20 protein-coding genes and 2 tRNA genes are annotated in these 24,222 nt (G+C 56.1%); 12 read left to right on the top strand and 10 right to left on the bottom strand.

The features are described from left to right. Positions 1-2 precede the first annotated feature (2 nt). Positions 3-770 (top strand): SDR family NAD(P)-dependent oxidoreductase, encoded by a 768-nt coding sequence (locus MLD66_RS08200; RefSeq protein WP_247216837.1) that lies wholly within the window; start codon positions 3-5, stop codon positions 768-770. Here the strand turns inward: MLD66_RS08200 and MLD66_RS08195 are convergent. Next, positions 720-2,300, bottom strand: coding sequence for an NAD(P)H-quinone oxidoreductase subunit 4 (locus tag MLD66_RS08195; RefSeq protein WP_247216834.1), 1,581 nt, complete (start codon positions 2,298-2,300; stop codon positions 720-722). The two genes, MLD66_RS08200 and MLD66_RS08195, sit on opposite strands and share 51 nt — an antisense overlap. 508 nt (positions 2,301-2,808) lie before the next feature. On the opposite strand from MLD66_RS08195, the gene alaS reads away from it, so the two are divergent. Then, on the top strand, positions 2,809-5,442 hold the full coding sequence (gene alaS, locus MLD66_RS08190; protein WP_247216818.1) for an alanine--tRNA ligase: 2,634 nt from the start codon (positions 2,809-2,811) through the stop codon (positions 5,440-5,442). 189 nt (positions 5,443-5,631) lie between these two features. Further along, positions 5,632-6,492 carry a M23 family metallopeptidase gene (locus tag MLD66_RS08185; protein WP_247216815.1) on the top strand — a complete coding sequence of 287 codons (861 nt, stop codon included), beginning with the start codon at positions 5,632-5,634 and terminating at the stop codon, positions 6,490-6,492. 19 nt (positions 6,493-6,511) lie between these two features. On the opposite strand, the gene MLD66_RS08180 is transcribed toward MLD66_RS08185, so the two are convergent. From MLD66_RS08180 to MLD66_RS08160, 5 genes are read right to left on the bottom strand one after another with little or no spacing between them, the layout of a single operon-like run. Next, positions 6,512-7,552, bottom strand: a complete 1,041-nt coding sequence (locus tag MLD66_RS08180) for a D-alanine--D-alanine ligase family protein (RefSeq protein ID WP_247216813.1) — start codon at positions 7,550-7,552, stop codon at positions 6,512-6,514. Next, positions 7,549-8,118 (bottom strand): NYN domain-containing protein, encoded by a 570-nt coding sequence (locus MLD66_RS08175; RefSeq protein WP_247216810.1) that lies wholly within the window; start codon positions 8,116-8,118, stop codon positions 7,549-7,551. The genes MLD66_RS08180 and MLD66_RS08175 overlap by 4 nt, the downstream gene beginning before the upstream one ends. Positions 8,119-8,160: 42 nt before the next feature. Beyond that, on the bottom strand, positions 8,161-9,480 hold the full coding sequence (locus tag MLD66_RS08170) for a CHAT domain-containing protein (protein ID WP_247216807.1): 1,320 nt from the start codon (positions 9,478-9,480) through the stop codon (positions 8,161-8,163). A gap of 42 nt (positions 9,481-9,522) precedes the next feature. Beyond that, complete coding sequence (gene rimM, locus MLD66_RS08165) at positions 9,523-10,065, bottom strand: ribosome maturation factor RimM (RefSeq protein ID WP_247216804.1); 543 nt, start codon at positions 10,063-10,065, stop codon at positions 9,523-9,525. Further along, on the bottom strand, positions 10,062-13,610 hold the full coding sequence (locus MLD66_RS08160) for a response regulator (RefSeq protein WP_247216801.1): 3,549 nt from the start codon (positions 13,608-13,610) through the stop codon (positions 10,062-10,064). The genes rimM and MLD66_RS08160 overlap by 4 nt, the downstream gene beginning before the upstream one ends. 60 nt (positions 13,611-13,670) lie before the next feature. Here MLD66_RS08160 and MLD66_RS08155 point away from each other — a divergent pair, with 60 nt between their 5' ends. Genes MLD66_RS08155 through MLD66_RS08145 form a run of 3 tightly spaced genes read left to right on the top strand, consistent with a single transcriptional unit; the run spans position 13,671 to position 16,623 of the window. Next, positions 13,671-14,423: a hypothetical protein gene (locus tag MLD66_RS08155; protein WP_247216800.1), complete on the top strand. Its 753-nt coding sequence runs from the start codon at positions 13,671-13,673 to the stop codon at positions 14,421-14,423. 12 nt (positions 14,424-14,435) lie between these two features. Next, a complete protein-coding gene (locus MLD66_RS08150; RefSeq protein ID WP_247216797.1) occupies positions 14,436-15,305 on the top strand; it encodes an energy-coupling factor transporter transmembrane protein EcfT in 870 nt (289 codons plus the stop codon). Continuing rightward, on the top strand, positions 15,292-16,623 hold the full coding sequence (locus tag MLD66_RS08145) for an anthranilate synthase component I (RefSeq protein WP_247216794.1): 1,332 nt from the start codon (positions 15,292-15,294) through the stop codon (positions 16,621-16,623). The genes MLD66_RS08150 and MLD66_RS08145 overlap by 14 nt, the downstream gene beginning before the upstream one ends. A 491-nt stretch (positions 16,624-17,114) precedes the next feature. On the opposite strand, the gene MLD66_RS08140 is transcribed toward MLD66_RS08145, so the two are convergent. Further along, positions 17,115-17,186 (bottom strand) — tRNA-Thr (locus tag MLD66_RS08140). 50 nt (positions 17,187-17,236) lie between these two features. Between MLD66_RS08140 and MLD66_RS08135 the strand changes: the two genes are divergently transcribed. Both MLD66_RS08135 and MLD66_RS08130 read left to right on the top strand, forming a co-directional pair. Beyond that, a complete protein-coding gene (locus MLD66_RS08135) occupies positions 17,237-17,518 on the top strand; it encodes a DUF3493 domain-containing protein (protein ID WP_247216793.1) in 282 nt (93 codons plus the stop codon). A 34-nt stretch (positions 17,519-17,552) separates the two neighbouring features. Then, positions 17,553-19,751: a bifunctional (p)ppGpp synthetase/guanosine-3',5'-bis(diphosphate) 3'-pyrophosphohydrolase gene (locus MLD66_RS08130; protein ID WP_339396944.1), complete on the top strand. Its 2,199-nt coding sequence runs from the start codon at positions 17,553-17,555 to the stop codon at positions 19,749-19,751. Positions 19,752-19,785: 34 nt separating this feature from the next. Here MLD66_RS08130 and MLD66_RS08125 read toward each other — a convergent pair whose 3' ends face one another. After that, the gene (locus MLD66_RS08125; RefSeq protein WP_247216791.1) at positions 19,786-20,130 is read right to left on the bottom strand and encodes a late competence development ComFB family protein; all 345 of its coding nucleotides are present in this window, start codon (positions 20,128-20,130) and stop codon (positions 19,786-19,788) included. Between the two features lie 322 nt (positions 20,131-20,452). Between MLD66_RS08125 and MLD66_RS08120 the strand changes: the two genes are divergently transcribed. After that, positions 20,453-21,307 carry an alpha/beta fold hydrolase gene (locus MLD66_RS08120; RefSeq protein WP_247216789.1) on the top strand — a complete coding sequence of 285 codons (855 nt, stop codon included), beginning with the start codon at positions 20,453-20,455 and terminating at the stop codon, positions 21,305-21,307. On the opposite strand, the gene MLD66_RS08115 is transcribed toward MLD66_RS08120, so the two are convergent. Both MLD66_RS08115 and trxB read right to left on the bottom strand, forming a co-directional pair. Beyond that, positions 21,304-21,870, bottom strand: a complete 567-nt coding sequence (locus tag MLD66_RS08115; RefSeq protein ID WP_247216787.1) for a hypothetical protein — start codon at positions 21,868-21,870, stop codon at positions 21,304-21,306. The two genes, MLD66_RS08120 and MLD66_RS08115, sit on opposite strands and share 4 nt — an antisense overlap. Positions 21,871-21,900: 30 nt before the next feature. Beyond that, positions 21,901-23,277, bottom strand: coding sequence for a thioredoxin-disulfide reductase (trxB, locus tag MLD66_RS08110; RefSeq protein ID WP_247216784.1), 1,377 nt, complete (start codon positions 23,275-23,277; stop codon positions 21,901-21,903). Positions 23,278-23,374: 97 nt separating this feature from the next. Here trxB and MLD66_RS08105 point away from each other — a divergent pair. From MLD66_RS08105 to MLD66_RS08095, 3 genes are all read left to right on the top strand, one after another. Then, positions 23,375-23,448 (top strand) — tRNA-Pro (locus MLD66_RS08105). A gap of 84 nt (positions 23,449-23,532) precedes the next feature. Next, positions 23,533-23,703, top strand: coding sequence for a hypothetical protein (locus MLD66_RS08100; protein ID WP_247216782.1), 171 nt, complete (start codon positions 23,533-23,535; stop codon positions 23,701-23,703). 229 nt (positions 23,704-23,932) lie between these two features. Next, entirely contained in the window at positions 23,933-24,097 is a 165-nt protein-coding gene (locus MLD66_RS08095) for a type II toxin-antitoxin system HicB family antitoxin (RefSeq protein WP_247216779.1), read from the top strand. Positions 24,098-24,222: the final 125 nt, after the last annotated feature.

Genomic DNA, 24,222 nt, shown 5'->3' with positions numbered 1-24,222 from the left:
GGATGCTGGCAGGACAAACGGTATTGGTCACGGGCGCCAGTAGCGGCATCGGGTTGGAATGCGCCCGGGTGTTGGCTCCTCTGGGGGTGCGGTTACTGCTGGTGGCACGGCGGTATGAGCGGTTGATGGCATTGGCAGAGGAATTACAAACGCAGTATAAAGCTTCCTGTTTCGCCCAAGCCTTGGATGTGCGGGATCGCCTGGGGGTGCAAACCTGGTTTGAGCATTTACCGCCCGACTGGCAAAATATTGATATTGTCATTAATAATGCAGGACTCAGCCGGGGATTAGACAAGCTCCAGGACGGGGATATAAACGACTGGGAGGAAATGATTGATACCAACCTCAAGGGCTTACTTTATGTGACCCGCCTGGTGCTACCGGGCATGATCCACCGGGGGCGGGGTCATGTGGTGAACATTGCTTCCATTGCCGGATTGGCCGCCTATCCGGGGGGGAATGTGTACTGTGCGACCAAGGCCGCCGTGCGGATTTTGGGGGATGCCCTGAAACAGGATTTGTTGGGGACACCGGTGCGGGTGACGACCATTAACCCCGGTCTGGTGGATACGGAATTTTCGCCGGTACGGTTTCGGGGGGACACCGAGCGGGCACAACAGGTCTATCGGGGGTTGACTCCCTTAACCGGGCGGGATGTGGCGGAGACGGTGGCCTTTTGCCTGACCCGTCCCCCCCATGTCAACATTCAGGAACTCACCCTACTGCCCACCGACCAGGCCAACGCCCTCCTGGTGCATCGTCGAGAATAGCACCGGCGGCACGGCGAGGGGTTGTGCCACCATGACAGCCGGGGTTTGCCATTGAGCCGCCATCAGGGTTGTGGCGGGATTCGACCAATCGCTGAGACTGCGGGGATAAATGCCCACCCACAGCACCGGCACCAGCAAACTCAGGGCGATGAACAACTCCCGGGGATTGGCATCGGTGCCCGTCCAAACCGCCGCCCCCGGTGCCCCGTAAAACACCCGCCGCAGGGCATCCAGCAGATAAATCGGCGTGAGAATCAACCCCACCGCCCCCAAGCTGACCACCACCCCTTTGAACAGGGCATTGTAGGGAGCATCCACCAGCCCCAAAAACACCGACAGTTCGCTGATAAAGCCACTCATCCCCGGCAAGGCCAAGGATGCAAAACTCGCCGCCGTAAACAGGGCAAAAATCCGGGGTGCGGATGGCGCCAACCCCCCCAACTGCCCCATGTCCAGGGTATGCGTCCGTTCGTAGGCCACCCCCGCCAGGAAAAACAACACGGCGGCAATCAGCCCGTGGGACACCATTTGCAACATCGCCCCCTGCAACCCCCAATCATGCAAGCTTCCCAACCCCACCAACACAAACCCCATGTGGGAAATCGAGGAATAGGCTAACCGTTTTTTCAGATGGGTCTGGCTGTAGGCGGTCAACGCCCCGTAGAGGATATTCACCACCCCCAACACCACCAACATCGGCGCCAAAAACTGGTGCGCCTGGGACAACATCTGCCCATTCACCCGCAGTAACCCATAGCCCCCCAACTTCAACAGCACCCCCGCCAACACCATCGAAACCGGCGCTGAAGCCTCACTGTGGGCAAAGGGCAACCAGGTATGGAACGGGAAAATCGGCAATTTCACCCCAAAAGCCACCAAAAACGCCAGATAGGCAAAAATCTCCAACCCCAGGGGCAAAGACCGCTCCCGCAAAACCGCCATATCCCAGGTGAAGGGACTCCCCGCCACCGCCAACGCCAACCCCCCCACCAAAATCAGCACCGAACCCAGCGCCGTGTAAAGGATAAATTTGGTCGCCGCATACTGCCGTTGTTGCCCACCCCAAATGGCAATCAACAGATACACCGGCACCAACTCCAACTCCCACATCAGGAAAAACAACAGCACATCCTTAGCCGCAAACACCCCCAACTGCGCCCCGTACAGCACCAACATCAGGGCATAAAACAAACGGGGACGGTGTTCCACCCGCCACGCCGCCGCCATCGCCAACGTGGTCACCAACGCCCCCAGCACCAGCAACGGCAGGGACAACCCATCCACCGCCATCGCCCAATGCCCACCCAACTGGGGCAACCACGCCCACTGCTCCACCAACTGATACCCCTGGAGCGCCGGGTCATAGCCCTGCCACAACCCCGTCACCAACCAAGCAAAATCCAACAAACCCACCCCCAGCGCATACCAGCGTACCGTGCGCCCCGATTTGGCGGGCAAAAAAGGCATTCCTAGTGCCGCCCCCATCGGAACCAGCACCGCCACCGTCAGCCAAGGAATCTGTGTGTCCATTAGGAATAAATACCTAGAAGTGATTTGTTAAACATTGTAACGTACTTTGGCGGGAAAACATTAAGTAAACCTAAGGACACTTCCCGGATACCCCGATTACCACTGTGGAATTTTTCAGCATCTGTGGGAATAATCAAATTTCTAAAAACCAGGATGGATCAGTATCCTAAGACTTTTGATGTTCTAGGTAATAGAATTTCACTCACAATTCAAATGTGATTACTATATGGTCATCCGATTTATTCGCTTGTGGGTTGAAGCCAGGCAACGAACGGCAATTCCGCAGAACCAAGGACGGAGCCGGTGCCCAACTCAGCGAGGCTTGCTCCATATCACCCCTGTCAGAATTGCAAAATTTCCGAGGAATCACTATTTTTCTTGACAATCCCAAGGCATGGACACCAGGAACAGGTGATCTCCCTAGAAAATTGTTGAGCACCAGAAGCATTGCCCCTGCGACCGGGGAAAATCCGTAGAATTGACATATCTCAGCGTTCCCCCAGTCCCTATGCCCCTCAGCGGTGATGCCATCCGGCAACAATTCCTCAATTTTTATGCCCAGCGCCAGCATCAGGTTCTGCCCAGTGCGTCCTTGATTCCCAGCGACCCCACCGTGCTGTTGACCATTGCCGGGATGTTGCCCTTCAAGCCGGTGTTTTTGGGACAGCAGACCGCCCCAGCCCCTCGGGTCACTACGGCGCAACGCTGTTTACGCACCAATGATATTGACAATGTGGGACGCACCCGCCGCCACCACACCTTTTTTGAAATGTTGGGGAATTTCAGCTTTGGCGATTATTTCAAAGCCGAAGCCATCGCCTGGGCGTGGGAACTGGTCACCCAGGGGTTTGGGCTACCCCCGGAACATCTGGCGGTGAGTGTGTTTGAACAGGATACGGAAACCGTGACCCTCTGGCAGGAGGTGGTGGGACTACCCCCGGAACGGATTCAAAAAATGGGTGCGGAGGATAATTTTTGGGCGGCGGGTCCGACGGGCCCCTGTGGTCCCTGCTCGGAAATTTACTACGATTTTGCCCCCCAACCCGGTGCGGTTGACCTCACGGATGACGAACGGTTTGTGGAAATTTACAACCTCGTTTTCATGGAATTGAACCGGGATGCTACTGGGAACATGACCCCCCTGGCGCACAAAAACATTGATACGGGCATGGGGTTGGAACGGTTAGCCCGTATCCTGCAAAATGTCCCCAGCAATTACGAAACGGATTTGATTTTTCCCCTGATGCAACAGATGGCGGAATGGGTGAATGTGAATTATCCCAAAGCCTCTTTAGAACAACAATTATCCTTAAAAATTATCGGGGATCACATCCGGGCGGTGGTGCATTTGATTGCCGATGGGGTGATTCCCAGTAATGTCCGCCGGGGTTACATTTTACGGCGGTTGATCCGCAGGTTGGTACGGCATGGGCGTTTGTTGGGATTGCGTCGTCCGTTTACCGCCGAATTGGCGCAAACTGCTATTAATTTAACTGGCTCTGCCTATCCCCATGTGGCGGCACGGGCAGTAACCATTCAAAATGAATTGCACCGGGAGGAACAGCAATTTTTGAAAACCCTGGAGGTGGGGGAACAATTACTTTTTGATGTCATGGCGCAAAAATCGGCGGGGATCAGTGGCAAAGTGGCATTCGATTTAGCCACCACCTACGGCTTCCCAGTGGAATTGACCGCCGAAATTGCCGCCGAACAGGGACTCACTGTGGATATGGCGGGCTACGAACAGGAAATGACCAAACACCGGGAACTCTCCCGGGAAGGACAGGAAACGGTAGATGTCCTAGCGGCGAATCAATGGGTGGAATTAGCCGAGGAATTGGGGAAAACCGTATTTACAGGGTACTTAAATATTACCGGTACAACCACAGTACAAGGGATTTTACAAGCCGGGGAGCGGGTCAGTCGGTGTGATGCCACGGCTGGGGATGTGTTGGTGATTTTACAGGAAACCCCGTTCTATGCCGAATCCGGCGGTCAGGTGGGGGATACGGGCATCCTAACCAGTCCCGATGGCACGTTGCAATTCCGGGTGACGGATGTGCAAAAAAAAGCCGACCTGTGGGTGCATTACGGGCGGGTGGAACAGGGGGAATTAGCCGTCGGAATGTCGGTACAGGCGCAGGTGGATCGGTGGCGGCGGTATCGCACCCAAGCCCATCACACGGCTACCCATTTACTGCAAGCCGCATTACAAAAGCTGATTGACCCCCACATTGCCCAGGCGGGTTCTCTGGTGACGGCGGAACGCCTGCGGTTTGATTTCAATTGTTCCCGTCCCCTCACCCCGGCGGAATTGCAACAGTTGGAATGGCAAATCAACGTTTGGATTGCGGAAGCCCATCCGGCGCAGGTGTTGACCCTACCCTTGGCGGAGGCGAAGGCACGGGGGGCGATTGCCATGTTTGGGGAAAAGTACAGCGACCCGGTGCGGGTGATTGATATTCCTGGGGTTTCGATGGAATTGTGCGGCGGCACCCATGTCACCAACACGGCGGCAATTGGCTTATTTAAGATTGTGGCGGAAATGGGCATTGCCAGTGGTATTCGTCGGATTGAAGCGGTAGCGGGTTTAGGAGTTTTGGATTATCTAAACCAGCGGGATACGGTGGTGAAAGAGTTAACCGATTTATTCAAAATTAAGCCGGAAGAAATCACCCAAAGGGTGCGAGAATTGCAACAGGAATTGAAAGCCAAAACCAAACACATTGACCAACTAAACACCCAATTAGCCCGTTATCAAGCCCTGCAATTGCTCAACCAAACGGAAACGATTAATGGCTATCAATTACTCGTCGGTCAGTTGGGGCAGGTGGAAGGAGAAGCCCTGAAAAATGCCGCCCAGGAATTACTGCAAAAATTGGGCAAAGGGGCGGTGGTGTTGGGTTCAGTTCCTGCTACAGATAAAGTGACCTTGGTCGCCGCTTTTAGCCCGGAAGTGGTGCAGTTGGGGCTACAAGCCGGGCGATTGGTGGGGGATTTGGCAAAACGCTGTGGCGGTGGGGGTGGTGGCCGACCCAATTTCGCCCAAGCCGGGGGCAAAGACCCGCAGGGACTGCCGCAAGCCCTTGAGAAAGCCCGGCGGGAATTGCGGCAAAAACTCGCTGATCCTTCCAATAAGTAATCATCAGTAAATGATAAGTAATGGTTCGTTTCTGGTTCACCTGCGGGATACCCTGATGGTAATCCCATCTTTTAGCACGGCTGGCGTGGCAACTGGGCGAACCAATGTTCAGAAAAATCAAGTACAGACGTGTTTTAGGATCACCGTTCAAAATTGCCTTACCATTGCACCAGACGCTTGTGATTGATCATGACCAGGATGCGGGAATTGCTATTACTCTTTGGTTTCTGGGTGGGGCAGGTTACGCCGGTACTCGCCTTGGCTGTACAGGTGCGTCCCGAAACCCCGCAATTGGGCGATACCTTGGAAATTCGCATCCGGTATGAACAGCCCGATAGCCCTGACGTAGCCCCCACGGTGGTATTTGCGGGCAAAACTTATCCCGCCTTTCCCATGCAACCCCGATTATGGCAAGCCCTCCTGCCCACCACTCCCTTGGATACCCCCGGCAAAAAGGTATTGAGAATTACCGGCGAAGGGGAGACTCGGAATTTAGCCGTGTGGATCAAAAATCGGTTTTTCCCCACCCAACGGCTCTGGTTGGGACCAGCCAGCAGTAGCCTTGAACCCACGGAACTGGAACTCAACCGGGTGCGGGAATTTAAGGCGTTGACCACCCCGGAACGCTATTGGCAAGGGGCATTTCTGCGACCGCATCCAGGGGCTGTGACCACCGGATTTGGGGTGCGACGGTATTATAATGGCGAATCTGCCCAGGATTATTACCATCGGGGCATTGACTATGGGGGGACGCTGGGTTCCCCGGTGGTGGCTCCGGCGGCGGGGCAGGTGGCTTTGGTGGGGTTGGTTGCCCAGGGCTTTCGCCTGCACGGGAATACCATTGGGCTGGACCACGGACAGGGGGTGACGAGCATTTTTTTGCACCTGAGTCGGATTGATGTGCGGGAAGGGGAACGGGTGCGGGCAGGGCAAGTGATTGGGGCGGTGGGGTCAACCGGGATTTCCACGGCACCCCATTTGCACTGGGGGTTGTATGTCCACGGGCAATCCATTGACCCACTGCCCTGGTTGCAGGGGCGGTTTCCTTGAAGCGGCGAATTGGACGAATTTAAGTTCCCAAGGCTAGGGACAACAGCCGGTTGACCAAATCCCCGTAGCTGATGCCACTCAGTTCCCACAGTTTGGGGTACATACTGATCTGGGTGAAACCGGGGATGGTGTTCATTTCATTCACAATCCACTGACCATCCGGGGTCAAAAACCAGTCCACCCGCCCCAACCCCGCACATTCCAACACCTGAAAGACCTGAATGGACAGGGCTTGCACCTGCGCCACCTCCGCCGGGGTCAAATCCGCAGGCATTTTTAAGAGCGCCCCCTGGGCATCCAGATATTTCGCCTCGTAGGAATAAAAATCATGCTGGGGAATAATTTCACCCGGCACGGACGCCTGGGGGGGGTCGCCGTCCAAAATCGCACATTCAATCTCTCGCCCAGGAATCGCCTGTTCCACCAGGGCTTTGGGGTCGTATTGCCAGGCTTTGGCGAGGGCAGGGAGCAATTCCTCGGCGGTACACACCTGGGTCACCCCCACAGAAGACCCCATATTAGCGGGTTTCACAAATAGGGGTAAGCCCAATTCCCCCACCACCCTCGCCACGTCCACCGCTTGCCCCCGCCGGTAACAGTGGTACGCCCCCACCGCCAAACCCGCCTGGGTCAGCAGGCGTTTCATCACCTCCTTGTCCATGCCCAGCGCCGAACCCAGCACCCCCGCCCCCACAAAGGGCAACCCCGCCAGGGTGAGCAGTCCCTGAACCGTGCCATCTTCCCCCCGGGGACCATGCAGGACGGGAAACACCACCGCCAGGGGGAGGGGTTCCCACTGGTGCTTGCGGAATTGCACCAGCCCTTGCCCCGGCAAAACCCCCACCGGCGTGATCCCCCGCTCAAAGGGTGGCAATTTCTGGGGACTGGCTTGGGTTAGCCATTCCGGGTCAGCCAACCACCACTGCCCCTGCCGGGTAATCCCAATCGGTACCACTTCGTAACGCTCCGGTGCCAAAGCCGCCAGGATATTGCGAGCCGACTGCACCGAGATTTCATGCTCCGCCGACTGACCGCCAAAGAGCAACCCCACCCGGATCATTCCGTCAGTACCGAGCTACGGGTGAGGGGAAATTCCGGGCGCAGGGGGTGGGCGTCCACCTTTTCGATGTAGGGGCGCAATTCATTCAGGTCAATATACCGGTCAGCGGCATTGCGTAACTCCCGGGCGATCATCCCCTCCGTGGACACCACGATAATGTGGGTATTTTTGGAGCGGAGCAATTCCACCGCCCGGTCAAAATCCCCATCGCCGCTGAAGAGCACCACCCGGTTGTACTGCTCTACGGTGTTGAACATATCCACCACGATTTCAATATCCAAGTTGGCTTTTTGAAAATAACGGTTGGAATGTTCGTCGTAAAACTCCTTGAGCAGTTTCACCCGCACCGTATAGCCCAAGTTGATCAGGGCATCCCGAAACCCCCGTTGGTCGCTGTAGTCCTTGATCCCCGTGTACCAAAAGGCATTGATCAATTGCACTTCCGGCTCCCGGGTAAAGTAATCCAGCACCCGTTTGGGGTCAAAAAACCAACCATTCTTCTGCTGGGCATAAAACATATTATTCCCATCTACAAAGATGGAAAGACACACATGGCGATAAGTCATATCTGGGGTAAAAAATTAGGTTTGATCCATCTTAGCAGGGTTTTACCAGGGATTTCCCACCAAAGTAAACGCCGCCCAGTAGTAGGGATGGCTGAGGGTGCGTTCCCCGGCAAAATTCAGCGCTGGCGGTAAGCTGATGCCCCCCCGTTGTCCCGCCCGTACCAGTTCCCCATCCCGGAAGCTGACCTGATTGCGGAGTAACGCCACCTGCGCCCGTTGGAGGGCGGTGATTTTGATGGGGGCATCCCGCATCTGCCGGTAAAATTCAGTCATCAGGGCTAACGTGCCTTGATCGCTCACATACCAGAGGCTGGCCAGGACGGACTTGACCCCGGCTTTGGCGGCCACCCCGGCAAACCCCATCTCTGCCCCCTTGTCCCCGACGGCGGTGCGGCAGGCACTCAGCACCAGCAGGTCTAAATTATTCCAGGGCATTTGCGCCAGTTGGTTCAAGCGCAGGGGACGGTCCCAAAACTGAATATAGGAATTGTTGATCGCCCCGGGGCGAAAATCCGCATGGGTCGCCAGATGCACCACGTTGTAACGGTTCTGCAATTTTTGGTCTTGCAGTTGTTCGATGGTGAAGGCTTCGTTCAAGAACTGATTTCCTGACCAGAGTTGGGTGGTAATGGTCGCCAATTCCACAGGCACGGCGGGCAGGGGGGCTTGGTTGCGAAACTCGGAAGCACCCATCGCCAGGATGCGTAAATTAGCCAAGCGGGTGTGATCCTGGTTGGTGAGGCTGTAGGCGGGCATCCGACCAACGGCGTATTGTTCAATTAAAAACTGCTCGCCACTGTGCAGGGCGGCAAAGGGCAGGGTGCGGAGTCCCGGTCCAGCGCAGAAAATGACCGCATTGATCCGCTCCGCCTTGAGGGTGGGTTCCAGGGGGGCGATCATCCATTGGTACAGTTTTTGCGCCGAGGCGAGGTAGCTCTGGGTGCCGACTTTACGGGGGTCACGGATTTCCCGCAAAAAAGTCTCCACCGTGGGTTGCAACACCCCAGGCACGGCTTCGGTGACCAATTTCACCACCGAGCCACCCCCCGGTAGCACCAGCAAAAGTTCCAAATCCGTCGGGCGGGGTACGAGATAAATGAGTCCCGTCCGTTGGTTTTTCAGGTTCACCACCGCCTGCAAATCCTCCCCCACCTGCTGTTGGTTGAGCATCGGGGCGGTAAAGTCCATCTGCAACTGGGGGGCGTACTGGTTTTTCCAGAGGTTTTCCATCTTGTCCACCGGGTCAAACCCCAGGGTGCGGGGGTCGAGGTCAATCACCTCCTGGGCGAACGTCCGATGGGGCAACGCCAGGGTGCTGGTTAAACCTAAACCGAAGAGAGCCAGTGCGTGCCGCCGTTTCATGGGAAGGACTCCGGTGTGAGTGGTGAAACAATTACATAAAAACTACGCAAATCCTGGGGTTTTGGATTGGGGATGGTTTAATTCCAGTAACCCTGGGGGCAAACGCAATTCCAGCCGCCCCTGGTCCACATCCACCTGGGGCACCAGTTCCCGCACAAAGGGCACCCAATGCACCCGCCCCGTGGGGGTGGTGATCTCCAGCAAATCATTCCCCGCCGGGATCACTCCCGTAATCTGCCCCAGGGGTTCCCCCCCCTGCCAGGCGGTCAGCCCGATCAAATCCGGCACATAAAATTCATCCGGCGCTAAGGGGGGACGGTTTGCCGCTTCCACCCACAGGGTTGCCCCCCGCAATGCCCCTGCTTGGTCGCAGTCTGGCAATTCTTGAAACTGGACAATGTAGAGATTTTTCCCCGGTACCGGCCGGGAGCGCACCAGGGTGAGGGGGTAATAATCCGGTTGGTGGGGCAGGGAATACCAGCGTTGACCCGGCTGGGTGAACCGTTCGGGAAAGTCGCTTAAACACAATACTTTCACCTCGCCCCGCAGGCCGTGGGGGGATAAAATGCGCCCAATTTCCCTCATGACTGCCCGACCACCTCCGGCTGGGTGCGTAACCGTTCCTGCCAATGGGTGAGGGTCTGGCGCAGGTCCTCCTTGTGAACCGGTTTGCTCAGGTAATCGTCCATCCCGGCGGCAATACAGCGCTCCCGGTCTTCCTTCATGGCGTTGGCGGTGAGGGCAATCACAATCGGTCGCTGGCGCAAACGCCCTTCCTGATAGAGTTCGTGCAGGCGGCGGGTGGCACTAAAGCCGTCCAACACGGGCATTTGGCAGTCCATCAATACCACATCGTAGGCAAAACGCAGGATCATTTCCAGGGCTTCTTGCCCATTCGCCGCCACATCCGCTGAAAACCCCAGGCTGGCGAGCTGTTTCAGTGCCACTTTTTGGTTCACCGGGTTGTCCTCCGCCAGCAGAATCCGCAGGGGCGAGGGGTTAGCCAGCACGGGTGCCGAGGGTACTTCGGTGGCAGTTTCCGCAATCGTGCCCTCCAGGGCATTCATGATCGTATCCAGCAGGCGGGATGCCTTCACCGGTTTAACCAAATGGGCAGAAAATCCAATCTCCAGGGCTTGTTTGGCTTCCTCCCGCAAATGGCTGGACGTGAGCATAATCAGGGGCACCTGCGCCAACTGGGGGTCTTGTTTAATCTGCTGTCCTAGGGTCAGTCCGTCCATTTCCGGCATATTCATGTCCACCAACACCACCGCGTAGTCCTGCTGGCGCATTTTCGCCAAAGCCTCCGCCGCCGAAGCCGCCTCCTCCACCCGCAACCCCCAGCGGCACGCCTGATACCGCACCACCTTCCGGTTGATGGGATGGTCGTCCACCACCAACAGGGATTTCCCGGCAATGGGTTGCGCCGGTAGCACCGGGGTCGCCTCAGGAGGGGTCGGTGCCGGGACGACGGGCAAGGGCAGGTTAAAGAAAAACCGGGAACCCTGACCCGGGGTACTCTCCAGGTGAATTTCTCCCCCCATCAGATTCACCAGTTGTTTGCAAATCGCTAACCCCAACCCGGTGCCCCCAAATTTGCGGGTGGTAGAGACATCCGCCTGGGTAAAGGGACGGAACAGCCGGGCTTGTACCTCCGGGGGAATGCCAATCCCCGTATCGCTCACCGCAAATTCCACCCAAGGTGCCTGCGCCCCCGGCTGTACCCGGATCACCACCTCTCCCTTGGCGGTAAATTTAATCGCATTGCTGACCAAATTGATCAACACTTGCCGCAGGCGGGTGGCATCCCCCCGTACCCAACTGGGTGTCTGTGGGTTGACCAGGGCGGCAATTTCCAACCCCTTGATGTGTGCCTGGGGTGCCAGCAGTTCCACCACCTCTTCCACGACCGTGAGAATTTCAAAATCCAACTCCTCCAACTGCACCTGCCCCGCTTCCAGCTTGGATAAATCCAAAATTTCATTAATCAAATTCAACAGGGTATCCCCGCTGGTGCGAATGGTATTCACAAAATCCCGCTGTTCCGCATTCAAAGGGGTATCCAACAACAACCCCGTCATGCCCAACACCGCATTCATGGGGGTACGAATTTCGTGGCTCATATTGGCTAAAAACGCACTCTTGATCCGGGAAGACTCCTCCGCCGCCCGCCGTGCCTGTTCCAATTCCTGGATCAAATACACCTGGGTCAACGCCACCCCCACCTGGTCGGCAATCTGGGTGAGTAAATCCTGTTCAAAACTGCTCCAAATCCGTGCCGTATCACATTGGTGGCAGACCAACATCCCCCACAATTCCGCCTTCCACATCAGGGGGACGAGCAGTTGCGATTGCACCCCCAAATCCCGCAAAAGCGCATCCTGTGCCGGGGTGAGGGTCAGCCCCCCCACATCGTCCACCACCAGCGGTTGCCCCTGCTGACACCAAGCCAGTTCCGTTTGGATCAATTCATGCCAAGCCCCCTCCTGACCGACCAGGCTAGGGACATGGGCTAAGCGGGCTTCCGCCACCACCTGCCCAGTTCCCCCCGGTGTGAGTTGGTAAATAAACGTCCGGTCGGCGTGAATGATTTTTTGCACCTCCTGCACTGTGGTTTCCAAGATCACCCCCAAGTCCAGACTTTGGCGAATTTTCAGGGTAATTTCACTAAAAATCTGCGCCCGCCGGTTTTGCCGTGCCAGTTCCGCCTCCGTGCGTTTGCGCTCAGTTACATCCCGAAAAATGCCCCGGGTCGCCACCGGTCGCCCCTGGTCATCGTAGGAACAACTGGTACTGCCCTCCAACAGCAGGGTATCCCCATCCCGGGTGCGAAATTTGACTTCCACAAAGGGCAGACTGCCAGTGGCGATCAGGGTTTGGAATTTTTGCCGACACTGCTCTAGGGAGTCCGGGTGAATAATGTCCCAGAGGGTTAAACTTTTGACCTCCTCATCCTGATACCCCAACGCCCGTTTCCAAGCCCGATTGACGTAGAGAAACCGCCCCTGCATATCCACACTTTGGATCAGGTCGTGGGCATTTTCAAACAAATCCCGATAGCGGGCTTCGCTGGCACTCAAGGCGGCTCGGGCTTCCTGTTCCTCCGTGACATCAATGCCGGTGGCAATCACATATTCCGTCTCCTGCTGGTGGTCCGTGAGCAGGGTATTCACCCAGCGGATCAGCCGTCGTTCCCCGGTGCGGGTCAGCCAGTGGTGTTCCTGTACCCCGATTGCCGTTCCCTGCAAAATTCTCGCAAAGCACTCCCGCAGGTGGGCTTGCTCCTCCACCGGCACCAGCATTTCCCAAAAAGGTTGCGGATTCACCTCCGCCAGGGTGTACCCACTCAGGGTTTCACAAAACTGATTCCAGCGCACGATCCGCCCATCCCCATCCAGTGCCAGGATCAAGGCTTGGGTGGTCTGGAAAATCGCTTCGGTAAAACTGGTTTCCTGACTTGCCGTCTGCTGGGCGATCTGACGGGCTTGAATTTGCCGCACCACCACCAGCGCCGTTGCCAGCAGAATTAAGATATTGTTGCCCAAACCCAAAATAAAAATTCCCTGCGCCTGCCGACTAAAGCGGGTGACGTTATCCAGCCGCTCCCGCAGGAGAAACCGCTCCGTCTGTTTCATCAAATCCAACTGATTGCGGAGGCTATCCTCCAAACTCCGATTTACCTGGGAACCCAGGGCTTTGACACTAGCCTTTTGCCCCTGTTGTTGATAAATCCGAATATTCTGGTCAAGATACAGCAGTTTATTCGTTATCAAAGTGTCCAAACGCCCCCAGCGGGTCAATTGCTCGGGGTTATCCTGCACCAACCGCCGCAGTTCATCCAGTGCCAACCGCAATTCCGTGCGCGCCAGGTCATAGCGTTGCCAATAGGTCACGTCCCCCAGGAGTAAATAACTCCGGTGTTGGACTCTCAGGGTGGCAAGTTTAGCCTCAATTTGGGTCAACTGGTTCAGCACCTCGCCCGTATGACGCACCCACATTTCGGAACGTTGCTGTGCCCGTAAACTTTGGTAAAATACCGCACTACCCACCACCAAAACCGCCGTTGCCGCCGTGAATCCCAGCAACGTGTTCCGCACCAGGGGGGCAAGGTTTTTTTTGAGCGGGGACATAAACCAGTAAATGAATCCTCTGTACCAGTCTAGTGCCTCAACCGTTTAATCTGGAAAGTAATGCTCACTTCTGTCAATTCCGTGCCGCTGATCAATCCCCTCCATTATCCTACGGCGATCTTCACTGCCGCCCTGGTGCTGGTGGTGGGGGTACGGGTATTCTGGTTGCCCCGTTGGTTGATGTTAGCGGTGGCGGTGGTGATTGCCCTGGGGGGCAGTTGGGTTTTGCACTGGCGGGAACGCCAACAGTCACCCCTGGATGATGGGGCTTTGTCCAGGGAGATTCGGGAACTGCGGCAACAGGTCGGATTTTTGGTACAGGCGGCGCAAAAGGTACAGGCACAGGCATCCCGGTTGCTGGTGGATGCCCCGGATTTGGATTTGCTGGTGGCGGTGCAGGAAGTCTGCAACCAGGTGCAAACCCTCCCCCAAGCGGTGGATCAGCGGGTGCAACGGCTGTACCAAACCCGCTTCGATGGGGTGCTTTCGGTGGAGGATTTGGAAAAACAACTGGCGCAGGTACGCAGGCAAAAACGCCGGGTCGGTCAGTTGGCGGGGGCACAGTTGGATCAACTGGAAGCCACCTTAGTCCGCAATATTCAATATGCCCAGATGGGGCAGGATACCTGTATCGCCCAAGTCACCGCCCTGATGACATTAATCCAAAATACCGCAGGCATACTGCAACAATTGCAAAACCAACTCCGCACGTTTGACATTCACAACCAACAGCAACTCCAGGAATTGCGGAGCCTCAGCGAAACCCTCCAAGGTTTTGAACGCCAGATGACCATTCTTGTCACCCGCCCTTGAGCGAGGGAACCAATGGATTTAATGCGCTCCCTGCCCCTGGGGTTGTATTTAGAATCCCCCCAAACCTGGGTACACCGCCTGGATGCCCGGGTGAAACTGGGCTGGCTGATGGCGTTACTGTTGACCCCCATCCTGGCGAATAATTTTTGGCGGGGGATGCTGGTGGTGGTTTTGCTGGTTTTGACCCTGATTGCCGGTCTGCCCCGGCGGGTCTGGGGGAAACAACTGCTGGGCTTGGGCATTTTTTCCCTGCTCCTGCTGGTGATTATTGCCCTAGCTCCCGATGGACTCTCCGTGACCAGCCAACCCCGCCTGCCCCCCGAGGGTGCCACCCCCCCCACCAATTACCATTACATTCTCTGGCAATGGCACTGGTTCACCATCACCCAACGCTCCTGGCAGTTGGCGCTCCGGCTGGGCAGTTTGTTTTTTACCCTGGTCTATGCCACCCATTTATATCTATTGACAACCCCCAGTGAAGCGATTGCCGCCGCCATGACCTGGTGTTTACAGCCCCTCAAACGCTGGGGCTTGCCGGTGGGCGAAATCAGTTTATGTTTAACCCTGTCCTTACGATTTATCCCCCTGGTGCTGGAAGAAGTGCAAAATCTGGTGCGGTCGGTGCAAATGCGGGGGATTCGCTGGTCAAAGCTCAAACTGCGGCAGGTGGTGCGCCTGTGGTTGCTGGTAGCCGACCGGTTGCTCCTAAACCTGTTTCTGCGGGCGGAGCAGGTGGCAGTGGCAATGGTGGCCCGGGGGTATGCCCCGACCCAACCCCCCCCCCTGAATTGGTATCCCTCCCGCTGGCGGTGGGCAGATAGCCTTGCCCTATTGGGTTTGGCGGGTTTGTGCGGTCTGCGCCTGGTCTATGGCTGGGACTGACTGGGTTTGGGCGCATTTCCCCCGCAACGGACGCACAGGCAGTGACCTCTTTCGCCACCTCGCCTGGGCAGAACCCCTCGCCGCCCTGCTGGAAAGCCCCCCTGGGAGCGGTGGACGCTATTCCCTCTGTGCCGCTGGAAGCCGCTGGGTGACACCCTCTTTGGCGGAACTCCTGCCCTGGATGACCCAAAATCTGGTGCCCCAACCGGGTGCGAACCCCGATCCTCCCCTCCCCTTCACCGGCGGTTGGTGGGGCTGGCTGGCTTACGAAGCTGTCTGGGCATGGGAACGGTTGCCCCCCCTTGCCCCTGACCCCCTCCCCTTTCCCGTCGCCTTTTGGTTTCAACCCGACTGGTGCGCCATTTTGGATCATCAACAGCACCGACTCTCCCTGGGGGCTAGTGCTAATGATATACTGCAAAAATTAATACACCAACTCAACACCCCCTGCCCTGACCCTGTCCCCGACCCAACCCCCCTTGCCCCTGTCCAATGGCAACTTTCTCCCCAGGCGTACCAACAGCGGGTACAGCAGGTGCAAAAACACATCCAAGCGGGGGACATTTTCCAAGCCAATCTCTCCCTGCGCTTTGGGGTGCCCACCCCCATCCACCCCTGGCGGGTATATCAAAATTTAACCCAGTTGAATCCCTCCCCCTTCGCCTGTTATTGGCAAACCCCTTGGGGTCATGTGGTTAGCTGTTCTCCAGAACGCCTGGTTTTAGTACAAGATAACTACATTGAAACCCGACCGATTGCTGGGACTCGCCCCCGAGGTCGCACCCCCACAGCGGATCAAATGCTTGCCGAGGAATTGCGCCACCATCCCAAGGAACGGGCGGAACACATTATGTTGGTAGATTTAGAGCGGAATGATCTGGGGCGGGTCTGCCAATGGGGTTCCGTGCAGGTCCCCGAACTCTTGACCCTAGAATTTTACAGCCATGTCATGCACCTGGTCAGCCGCATTACCGGCACCCTGCGCCCAGAGTGTACGGTAACCGATGTGCTAAAAGCCGTTTTCCCCGGAGGCACGATCACCGGCTGTCCCAAAGTACGATGTATGGAGATTTTACATACATTGGAACCCGATCCCCGCAATTTATTTTATGGTTCCTGCGGGTATTGGAGCCAACACGGGCGGATGGATTGGAATATCCTGATTCGCACCTTGCTGTTTCCGGCGGGAACGGGGGTCGCCTGGGGGCAAGTGGGAGCCGGGATTGTCAGCGACAGCGACCCGGAGCGGGAGTGGTGGGAAGCCCTGCACAAGGCGCAAGCCCAGTTTTTGGCACTGGGTGCGAAATGTTACGAATGAGTCTGGCACTTTCCTCTAAAATAGGTTACGATACGCCATGTTAGTTACTCCCTGTGGAATGTCGGCTCTAGTCGTGAAGGCTAGGGCTTTTTACTGTCAACGTAAAGACAGGAGGCACATTTGTTCTGAGATTTAATAATGATGGCAAACAATTATTTTGCCAGCGTTCAGGCGAGCAGGAGTCCGACTATTCAGCACCCCCATTAAAGTATTTTCTCATACGGGTTACATCATCCAACTCAGAGAGCTAAAAGTCCCTTGATTTATAAACAAAAAGTTTCCAGAACCAAGCACGGGGGCGGTGCCCCTGCGACCTATTTTTAGAGGTGTCCATTAATTATTCACTTAGGTAGCCAATAAGTACACAAACTGTCTGAGATGGCCATACCACTTTTTATGCCAAGTTTAGGCTAAATCGCCCCAACTGTTTACAGTGTTAATACAGCGCCTGTAGTGCCGTGTTTATGGGTATTTGGGCTATATTAGGGGTAAGCCGGTGATGAGATTTGAACTCACGGCCGCTCGATTACGAATCGAGTGCTCTACCACTGAGCTACACCGGCACTTAAAATATAAGAATATCAAACTTCACCGAAATTTACCGGCAAAACCTATGGCGAACCGAGACGAGGAGCAGTTCCTCCGGTTACAAGCAGAGGCGCAGGCGCCCTACCGGGGTCTCAGGCAGTTTGTCTATCTGGCGTTTGCCCTGTCCGGGTTGGCGGGGGCGTTCATTTTTGCCACCGACCTCCTGGCTGGGGATGGGAATCTTCGCACTGGGGTGAACCTCCTGTTGCAACTGGGGCTGGTGGGGGCGATGACCTGGCTCTGGCGGTGGGAACAGCGCAAGGGTCAACGGCAAAGGGAACAAATTCGTCGGGATCGGTTAAAATAAAATTTACATAAGTTCATCTGGGTGGATAGCTTGAGTGGATGCGGTAGCAACGATTTCCCAACCCGTTGATTGTCCTCCGTGGTTACAGGCATTAAACCAGCATCCGACTGCGGACAGTATTTTGATGACTAAGGCGTTTACCTTTGCGGAACGACTGCATCGGGGGCAAAAGCGTAAATCCGGCGAAGATTATATTGTCCATCCGGTGGCGGTGGCGGGTCTGCTCTGGGATTTGGGGGGGGATGCCCAGATGGTGGCTGCCGGTTTTTTGCATGACATTTTGGAAGATACCCAGGTGACGGCGGAGACCCTGACCCAGGAATTTGGTGCGGAGGTGACCCGCCTGGTGGAGGGGGTGACGAAACTTTCTAAATTTAGTTTTTCCAGCAAGACGGAGCGGCAGGCGGAGAGTTTTCGCCGGATGTTTTTGGCAATGGCGCAGGATATTCGGGTGATCGTGGTCAAACTCGCCGACCGTCTGCACAATATGCGGACATTAGAATATCTATCCCCGGAGGCGCAGTGGCGGATTGCCCGGGAGACGTTGGATATTTTTGCTCCCTTGGCGAATCGGTTGGGGATCTGGCGGTTTAAGTGGGAATTGGAGGATTTGGCGTTTAAGTACCTGGAACCGGAATCCTACCGGCAGATGCAACAGTATGTGACGGAAAAACGGGCGAATCGGGAACAGCAAATTGAACAGGTGGTGGGGCAGTTGGGGGGGCGTTTGCGGGAAATGGGGATTGGGTTTCAGGAAATTACCGGGCGACCCAAACATCTGTACGGTATTTTTCAAAAAATGCAACGGCAACAAAAGGAATTCCACGAAATTATGGATGTGGCTGCCGTGCGGATTATTGTGAATACGATTGATGAATGTTACCGGGCGTTGGCGGTGGTGCATAACAGTTTTACGCCGGTGCCGGGGCGGTTTAAGGATTATGTGGGTCTGCCCAAGCCCAACCATTACCAGTCTCTGCATACGGTGGTGATCGGCCCCCAGGGGAAACCCTTGGAGGTGCAAATCCGTACCCTGGCGATGCACTATGTGGCGGAATACGGGATTGCCGCCCATTGGAAGTATAAGGAAGCGGGCAGTGGTGCCAAAATCAAACCGGCGGATGAACGGTTTACCTGGTTGCGGCAGTTGTTGGAGTGGCAACACGACCTGAAGGATGCCCAGGAATACGTGGACAATGTTCGGGATAATTTTTTCGACCAGGAAGTGTATGTCTTTACCCCCAAGGGGGATGTGGTGGACTTGACGGCGGGGGCAACGCCGGTGGATTTTGCCTATCGGATTCATACGGAGGTGGGCAACCACTGCTGGGGGGCACGGGTGAATGGGCGGTTGGTGCCTTTGCATACGCCTCTGCGGAATGGGGACATCGTGGACATTCTCACCCGGGAAAACGCCCGCCCCAGTTTGGATTGGTTGAATTTTGTGGTCACCAATACGGCACGCAATCGCATCCGCCAATGGTACAAAAAACTCAACCGGGAAGACCACATTGCCCAGGGGAAAGCGCTACTGGAGGCGGAATTGGGGCGCAGTGGCTTGGATAATTTGCTGAAATCCGAGGTGATGGCAACCGTCGCCCAACGGTGCAATTATCCCCAGGTGGAAGACCTGCTGGCGGCTTTGGGCTATGGGGAGGTGAGTCTGAAGCAGGTGGTGGGTCGCTGGCAGGAGGTTGTGCAACAACAAACCCAAACCCCGGAGCCAGAGAGCATTCCCGCCCTGGGGAAATCCACCAGTACCCATGAAGTGGCGGGATTACACGGGTTGGCGCACCATCTGGCGCAGTGTTGCCATCCCATCCCCGGCGAACCGATTATCGGTGTGGTCACCCTGGGGGGACGGGGGATTTCCATCCATCGCCAGGACTGTGCCAATTTGAAAGCCATCCCGGTGGAACGGCTGTTGCCTGTGAACTGGTCCGGGGTCGAGACCAGCCAGCAGTACCAAACCTATCCGGCGGTGATCCAAGTCACGGTAATTGACCGGGTGGGGGTACTCAAAGACATTCTCAGCCGGTTGAGCGACCAGCGGATCAATGTCAGCGATGTCCACATGACCACCCGTGCCAACCAAACGGCGGTGATTACCCTCCGGGTGGATGTCCACAACGTCGCCCAGTTGGAGACCGCCCTCAGCCACGTCCGCAAAATCAGCGATATTCTGCATCTGCATCGGGTGGGGCAGGAAATTAAACCGGATGAGCGAAATTAAAGCACTTCCACTAACTCATCCAACCAGCCCGAAATTAACCAAACCAATGGGAGGGTTCCCGACCCGCTTCCGCCACACTGGGAATGTGGTGGCTGATCCAATCCCCCCGCTGTTGCAGTATTTCTTGAATCCCCTGGTGGAGCAATTTTTCAATCTCCAAGCGCCGTGCCGTACAGGATTGCCGCCCATCCCAATCCCGATCCTGCGCCACATACATCCCCGCACCGGGCAGATGGTTGAGCACATAGGCGACCAACTCCTGCCGCAACGCCGGAATGGCAAACGCCTGTTGATAGGGATGGTGGGGATAGCTATCCAACACCGCTTCCACTTCGCTGATGATCAACTGCTCATTCAGGTTCACCACTGACTTCATCATGGTCTGTACCTGCAATGTAATGAATTGGGGTTATCCCCCTACCCTTCATCTTGGCACAATCTAAAGAGGGCATTAAGAAAACTTCGTAATCCTGGGGCAATTCGGTTCACCCCGGGGCGGGCGATAAACCCCATCAAATAGGGACTTTTGCGCGCATTTACCCCCGACAGGAGATAAATTCATTCCCAGTGCCCTACTTAATTTGTACTTACATCAATGCCTGCGATACCCATCCCACAGGAACTTTACTCGCATTTACATAAACATAAATTTCTTTAGTAAACTTTATAAAAGATATGACAGTTTATTTACATCAGTTATCATGGAATATTTTTGGCGGGGGCAGCGGATTCGTTACCAGCGGGCGGGGGCACAGGGGTCGCCGGTGGTGTTGGTGCATGGGTTTGGGGCTTCCAGCGACCATTGGCGGCAGAATTTGGGGGTGTTGGGGCAAGGGCATCGGGGGTTTGCCCTGGATTTGCTGGGGTTTGGGGGGTCGGCGAAACCCGCGCCAGGGGCAGAAATTGCCTACACCTTTGAAACTTGGGGGGCGTTGGTGGCGGATTTTATCCGGGAAGTGGTGGGGGAACCGGCGGCGGTGGTGGGCAATTCCATCGGCGGGATCGTGGCACTGCAGACGGCGGTACAGGCTCCGGCATGGGTGACGCGGGTGGCACTGCTCAACCCCTCTTTGCGGTTACTGCATCGGCGCAAACGGGCACAACTGCCCTGGTATCGCCGGTGGGGGGCACCCGTATTCCAAAATCTCCTGGGCTGGGAGCCGTTTGGGGTTTGGTTTTTCCAGCGGTTGGCGCAACCCCAGGTGATTCGCCGCATTCTCCAGCAAGCCTATGCCCGCCGGGAAGCCATTACGGATGATTTAGTCCAAATGCTGTACAAACCCTCCCAAGACCCAGGGGCGGCGCAGGTATTTTTGGCGTTTGTGCGCTACAGCGATGGACCATTGCTGGAAGATTTATTGCCCCAGGTCACCTGCCCGGTACTGCTGGTTTGGGGGGAAGCAGACCCCTGGGAGCCGTTGGCGTTGGGCAAACGTTTGGCTGAGCAATTTCCCCAAATTCACCCCTTTGTCACCCTGCCTGGGGTGGGGCATTGTCCCCAGGATGAAGCCCCGGAGTTGGTCAATCCCCTACTTTTGGATTGGTTAGCGGGTTAATCTTCCCCAGGGGGAAAACTCTGAATCCGTTGTTTGCGACGGCTGACCGCCCGGTAAATCCGTTCGGCGACCCCCGGCAAATGCTGTTCAAATTCCAGCAAGAACCGTTCATCGTCCGCCTCATCCCCGGGGTCTTGACCGGTGAGCAGGGTTTTTTGCAACCGGGGAAAGGCTTTTTCATCCACAATCCTCACCAGGGCATCCAAACAGCGCAAGAACTGCCGTTGGGTGAGCAAGGAATCCTCCAAAGGAAATTCAATCATGGCGCGCACTTCCCCGTCGCTGGGGTCGTATTCCCACTGCACCATTTTGGTTTCCCAGGAAATCGTCAGGAGGGTCTGCAAAGCCGCCCCCAAATGGGGATGATTTTTTAACCCACTGAGCACCTGGGGGGCATAAATTTTGAAAAATTCCCCCGCCTCCTCCAGGGCAATCACGATGAGTAAATTTTCCAAATGGGTTGCCTGGACACCCGTGACGACCCGACCCTCCTCCGTCCTCACATCGTATGCCCAACCAATCCCATCCAGATAGCTGACAATCTGCGCCAGCGTTGCCGCCATAAGCCCCCCACGCAAGGAAATGCCCCCATTTTACCCCGATGTGACGGACAGACACCGCTGAATTGCCTCCCGGTACTCGCTTTTGGGCTTGACCCCCCGCCATTCCTGGAGCCGTTCCTTGCGGTGGAACAGTTGCACCGTGGGCGTCCCAGTCACGCCAGCAGCTTGGGCAATTTCCGGGTCCTCTTCAATATCAATGATCACCAGGTACATCTGGTCAGCCAATTCCCCAGCCAGCTTTTCCAGAATCGGTTTCAACGAACGGCAGGGACCACAACCGGGAGCCTTGTACATCACCAACAGGGGTTTGTCCGTTTCGTGGTACAGCTTCCGCAGGGCATAACTGCCGGTTTGGATCGGCTGGTGCGGGTCAAATGGGGATGCCGGGGCAACCGATGGGGCTGGTGCCGCTGGGGTAGCCGTTGCGGTTGCTGGGGCACTGGCAAACTCCTGGGCTAAATCCTGCTCCGTCAACCACCGTTCCGCCAACAATGCCGCCATACAGCCCGTGCCCGCCGCCGTAATTGCCTGCCGGTACTCATGGTCCTGCACATCCCCACAGGCAAACACCCCCGGCACACTCGTCGCCACCGTACCCGGTTCGGTGACAATATAACCCGCCGCATCCAAGGCCAACTGCCCCTGGAACAAATCCGTATTGGGGGTGTGCCCGATGGCGTAAAACAAGCCCCCCACCGGCAAATCCTGCTCTTGTTGGGTTTGGTTATTTTTCACCCGCACCCCCTGCAAGGTGCCATTCCCATACACATCCACCGCCTCCGTGTGCCAATGCACCGTAATTTTGGGGTGGCGCAACACCCGTTCCTGCATGGTTTTACTCGCCCGCAGTCGCTCCGAACGCACCAACAAATGCACATGGCGGGCAAACTTGGTGAGATAAACCGCCTCCTCGCAGGCCGTATCCCCCCCGCCAATCACCGCCACATCCACCCCCCGAAACAGCGGCGAAGCCCCATCGCAAATCGCACAGGCGGAAATGCCCAAATTCCAAAACTTCTCCTCCGAGGGCAAGTGCAACCGTTTCGCCGTCGCCCCCGTGGCAATAATCACCGCATGGGCACGCACCTCCCGCTCCGCCGACCGCAGGACAAAGGGTCGCTGTTGCAAATCCACCGCCAGCACATCCTCCGGGATCAACTCCGCTCCCCAGCGCACCGCCTGCGCCCGCATCCGTTCCATCAGTTCCGGCCCCGTCAACCCCTCGGGAAAACCGGGGAAATTTTCCACCTCCGTCGTGGTCATCAACTGCCCCCCCGCCGGTCCGCCCCGCTCGACCCCCGTAAAGACCACCGGCTTGAGGTTGGCCCGTCCCGCATAGATCGCCGCCGTGTAACCCGCCGGTCCCGAACCAATAATCACCACATTTTCCACCCTTGGGGTATCCATGCTAATTCAAACTCATAACGACTATGAATAACAGTATAAGGGGTAGGGGGAGACGGCGGCAAGGGATAGATTTAGGTTATGATGATGAAGCTAGTTTCGGGGCGTAGCGCAGCTTGGTAGCGCACCACTTTGGGGTAGTGGGGGTCGTGGGTTCAAATCCCGCCGCTCCGATAGGCATTAAAAGCCTCTTTCACCCGCCAGACACCGCATTCCACCGTCATCCCATTAGTACACATAGTCTGAGTTAGGATCAGTTTGGGTGGTGTTAGGGTATGTTGGGAGTATAAAAACTGGCTAAAAATTGGATCAGGGGAATGGAGTTTAGCGCAGGCGGCGGCGGTAGCGGATCACGCCAATTTACGCATGGTGAGTCAAACCTACGGGCACTTGGTATCCAAGGTGCGAATGCCTGACTATGAAAGTTAGGGAGGTGATCGCGCGTTTAGAAGCAGATGGCTGGTATCAGGTGCGAACGAAGGGGAGCCATAGGCACTTCCGACATCCGACTAAAGCAGGACTGGTGATGGTGGCGGGAAAATCATAGTAATTTCAAACAAGTTTGCGACATTCGCCTTTACCTGTAAACCCTGTCTTAGAAGGGGATAGGACGATTGCAAATACCTAAAAAGTGTCGCATTCTAAGAGGATTAACACCATGTACGACTATGTGATTGAGCAAGGGGAAACCAGTTGGGGTGCATACGTTCCCGAATTGCCGGGATGCGTAGCCGTTGCTGAATCTGAAGATGAAGTGCGAGTGCTAATCTTGGAAGCCATCCAGGAGCATTTGGAATTGCTGAATGAAACGGTGCCCATGTGATGCAGGATCACCAAATAACAACTATAGCGATCCTACTTGATTAACAAACAAGAATTCTCCAGAACCAAGGACGGGGACGGTGCCCCTGCCACCCCTATTCCATTGAAATCGGCTATAAGTGGCGT

The sequence above is a fragment of the Synechococcus sp. C9 genome (genome assembly GCF_022984075.1).
Lineage (GTDB): Bacteria > Cyanobacteriota > Cyanobacteriia > Gloeomargaritales > Gloeomargaritaceae > Gloeomargarita.
This window is presented reverse-complemented; position numbering and strand designations above follow the sequence as displayed.

What these genes read in the sequence shown, in the direction of transcription:
- MLD66_RS08185 (WP_247216815.1), top strand. Translation starts at nt 5,632, where the DNA reads ATGACCAGGATGCGGGAATTGCTATTACTCTTTGGTTTCTGGGTGGGG.
- MLD66_RS08145 (WP_247216794.1), top strand. Translation starts at nt 15,292, where the DNA reads ATGGCTGGGACTGACTGGGTTTGGGCGCATTTCCCCCGCAACGGACGC.
- MLD66_RS08125 (WP_247216791.1), bottom strand. Translation starts at nt 20,130, where the DNA reads ATGATGAAGTCAGTGGTGAACCTGAATGAGCAGTTGATCATCAGCGAA.
- MLD66_RS08195 (WP_247216834.1), bottom strand. Translation starts at nt 2,300, where the DNA reads ATGGACACACAGATTCCTTGGCTGACGGTGGCGGTGCTGGTTCCGATG.
- MLD66_RS08175 (WP_247216810.1), bottom strand. Translation starts at nt 8,118, where the DNA reads ATGACTTATCGCCATGTGTGTCTTTCCATCTTTGTAGATGGGAATAAT.
- MLD66_RS08150 (WP_247216797.1), top strand. Translation starts at nt 14,436, where the DNA reads ATGGATTTAATGCGCTCCCTGCCCCTGGGGTTGTATTTAGAATCCCCC.
- MLD66_RS08170 (WP_247216807.1), bottom strand. Translation starts at nt 9,480, where the DNA reads ATGAAACGGCGGCACGCACTGGCTCTCTTCGGTTTAGGTTTAACCAGC.
- alaS (WP_247216818.1), top strand. Translation starts at nt 2,809, where the DNA reads ATGCCCCTCAGCGGTGATGCCATCCGGCAACAATTCCTCAATTTTTAT.
- MLD66_RS08160 (WP_247216801.1), bottom strand. Translation starts at nt 13,610, where the DNA reads ATGTCCCCGCTCAAAAAAAACCTTGCCCCCCTGGTGCGGAACACGTTG.
- rimM (WP_247216804.1), bottom strand. Translation starts at nt 10,065, where the DNA reads ATGAGGGAAATTGGGCGCATTTTATCCCCCCACGGCCTGCGGGGCGAG.
- MLD66_RS08115 (WP_247216787.1), bottom strand. Translation starts at nt 21,870, where the DNA reads ATGGCGGCAACGCTGGCGCAGATTGTCAGCTATCTGGATGGGATTGGT.
- MLD66_RS08095 (WP_247216779.1), top strand. Translation starts at nt 23,933, where the DNA reads ATGTACGACTATGTGATTGAGCAAGGGGAAACCAGTTGGGGTGCATAC.
- trxB (WP_247216784.1), bottom strand. Translation starts at nt 23,277, where the DNA reads ATGGATACCCCAAGGGTGGAAAATGTGGTGATTATTGGTTCGGGACCG.
- MLD66_RS08135 (WP_247216793.1), top strand. Translation starts at nt 17,237, where the DNA reads ATGGCGAACCGAGACGAGGAGCAGTTCCTCCGGTTACAAGCAGAGGCG.
- MLD66_RS08155 (WP_247216800.1), top strand. Translation starts at nt 13,671, where the DNA reads ATGCTCACTTCTGTCAATTCCGTGCCGCTGATCAATCCCCTCCATTAT.
- MLD66_RS08200 (WP_247216837.1), top strand. Translation starts at nt 3, where the DNA reads ATGCTGGCAGGACAAACGGTATTGGTCACGGGCGCCAGTAGCGGCATC.
- MLD66_RS08180 (WP_247216813.1), bottom strand. Translation starts at nt 7,552, where the DNA reads ATGATCCGGGTGGGGTTGCTCTTTGGCGGTCAGTCGGCGGAGCATGAA.
- MLD66_RS08120 (WP_247216789.1), top strand. Translation starts at nt 20,453, where the DNA reads ATGGAATATTTTTGGCGGGGGCAGCGGATTCGTTACCAGCGGGCGGGG.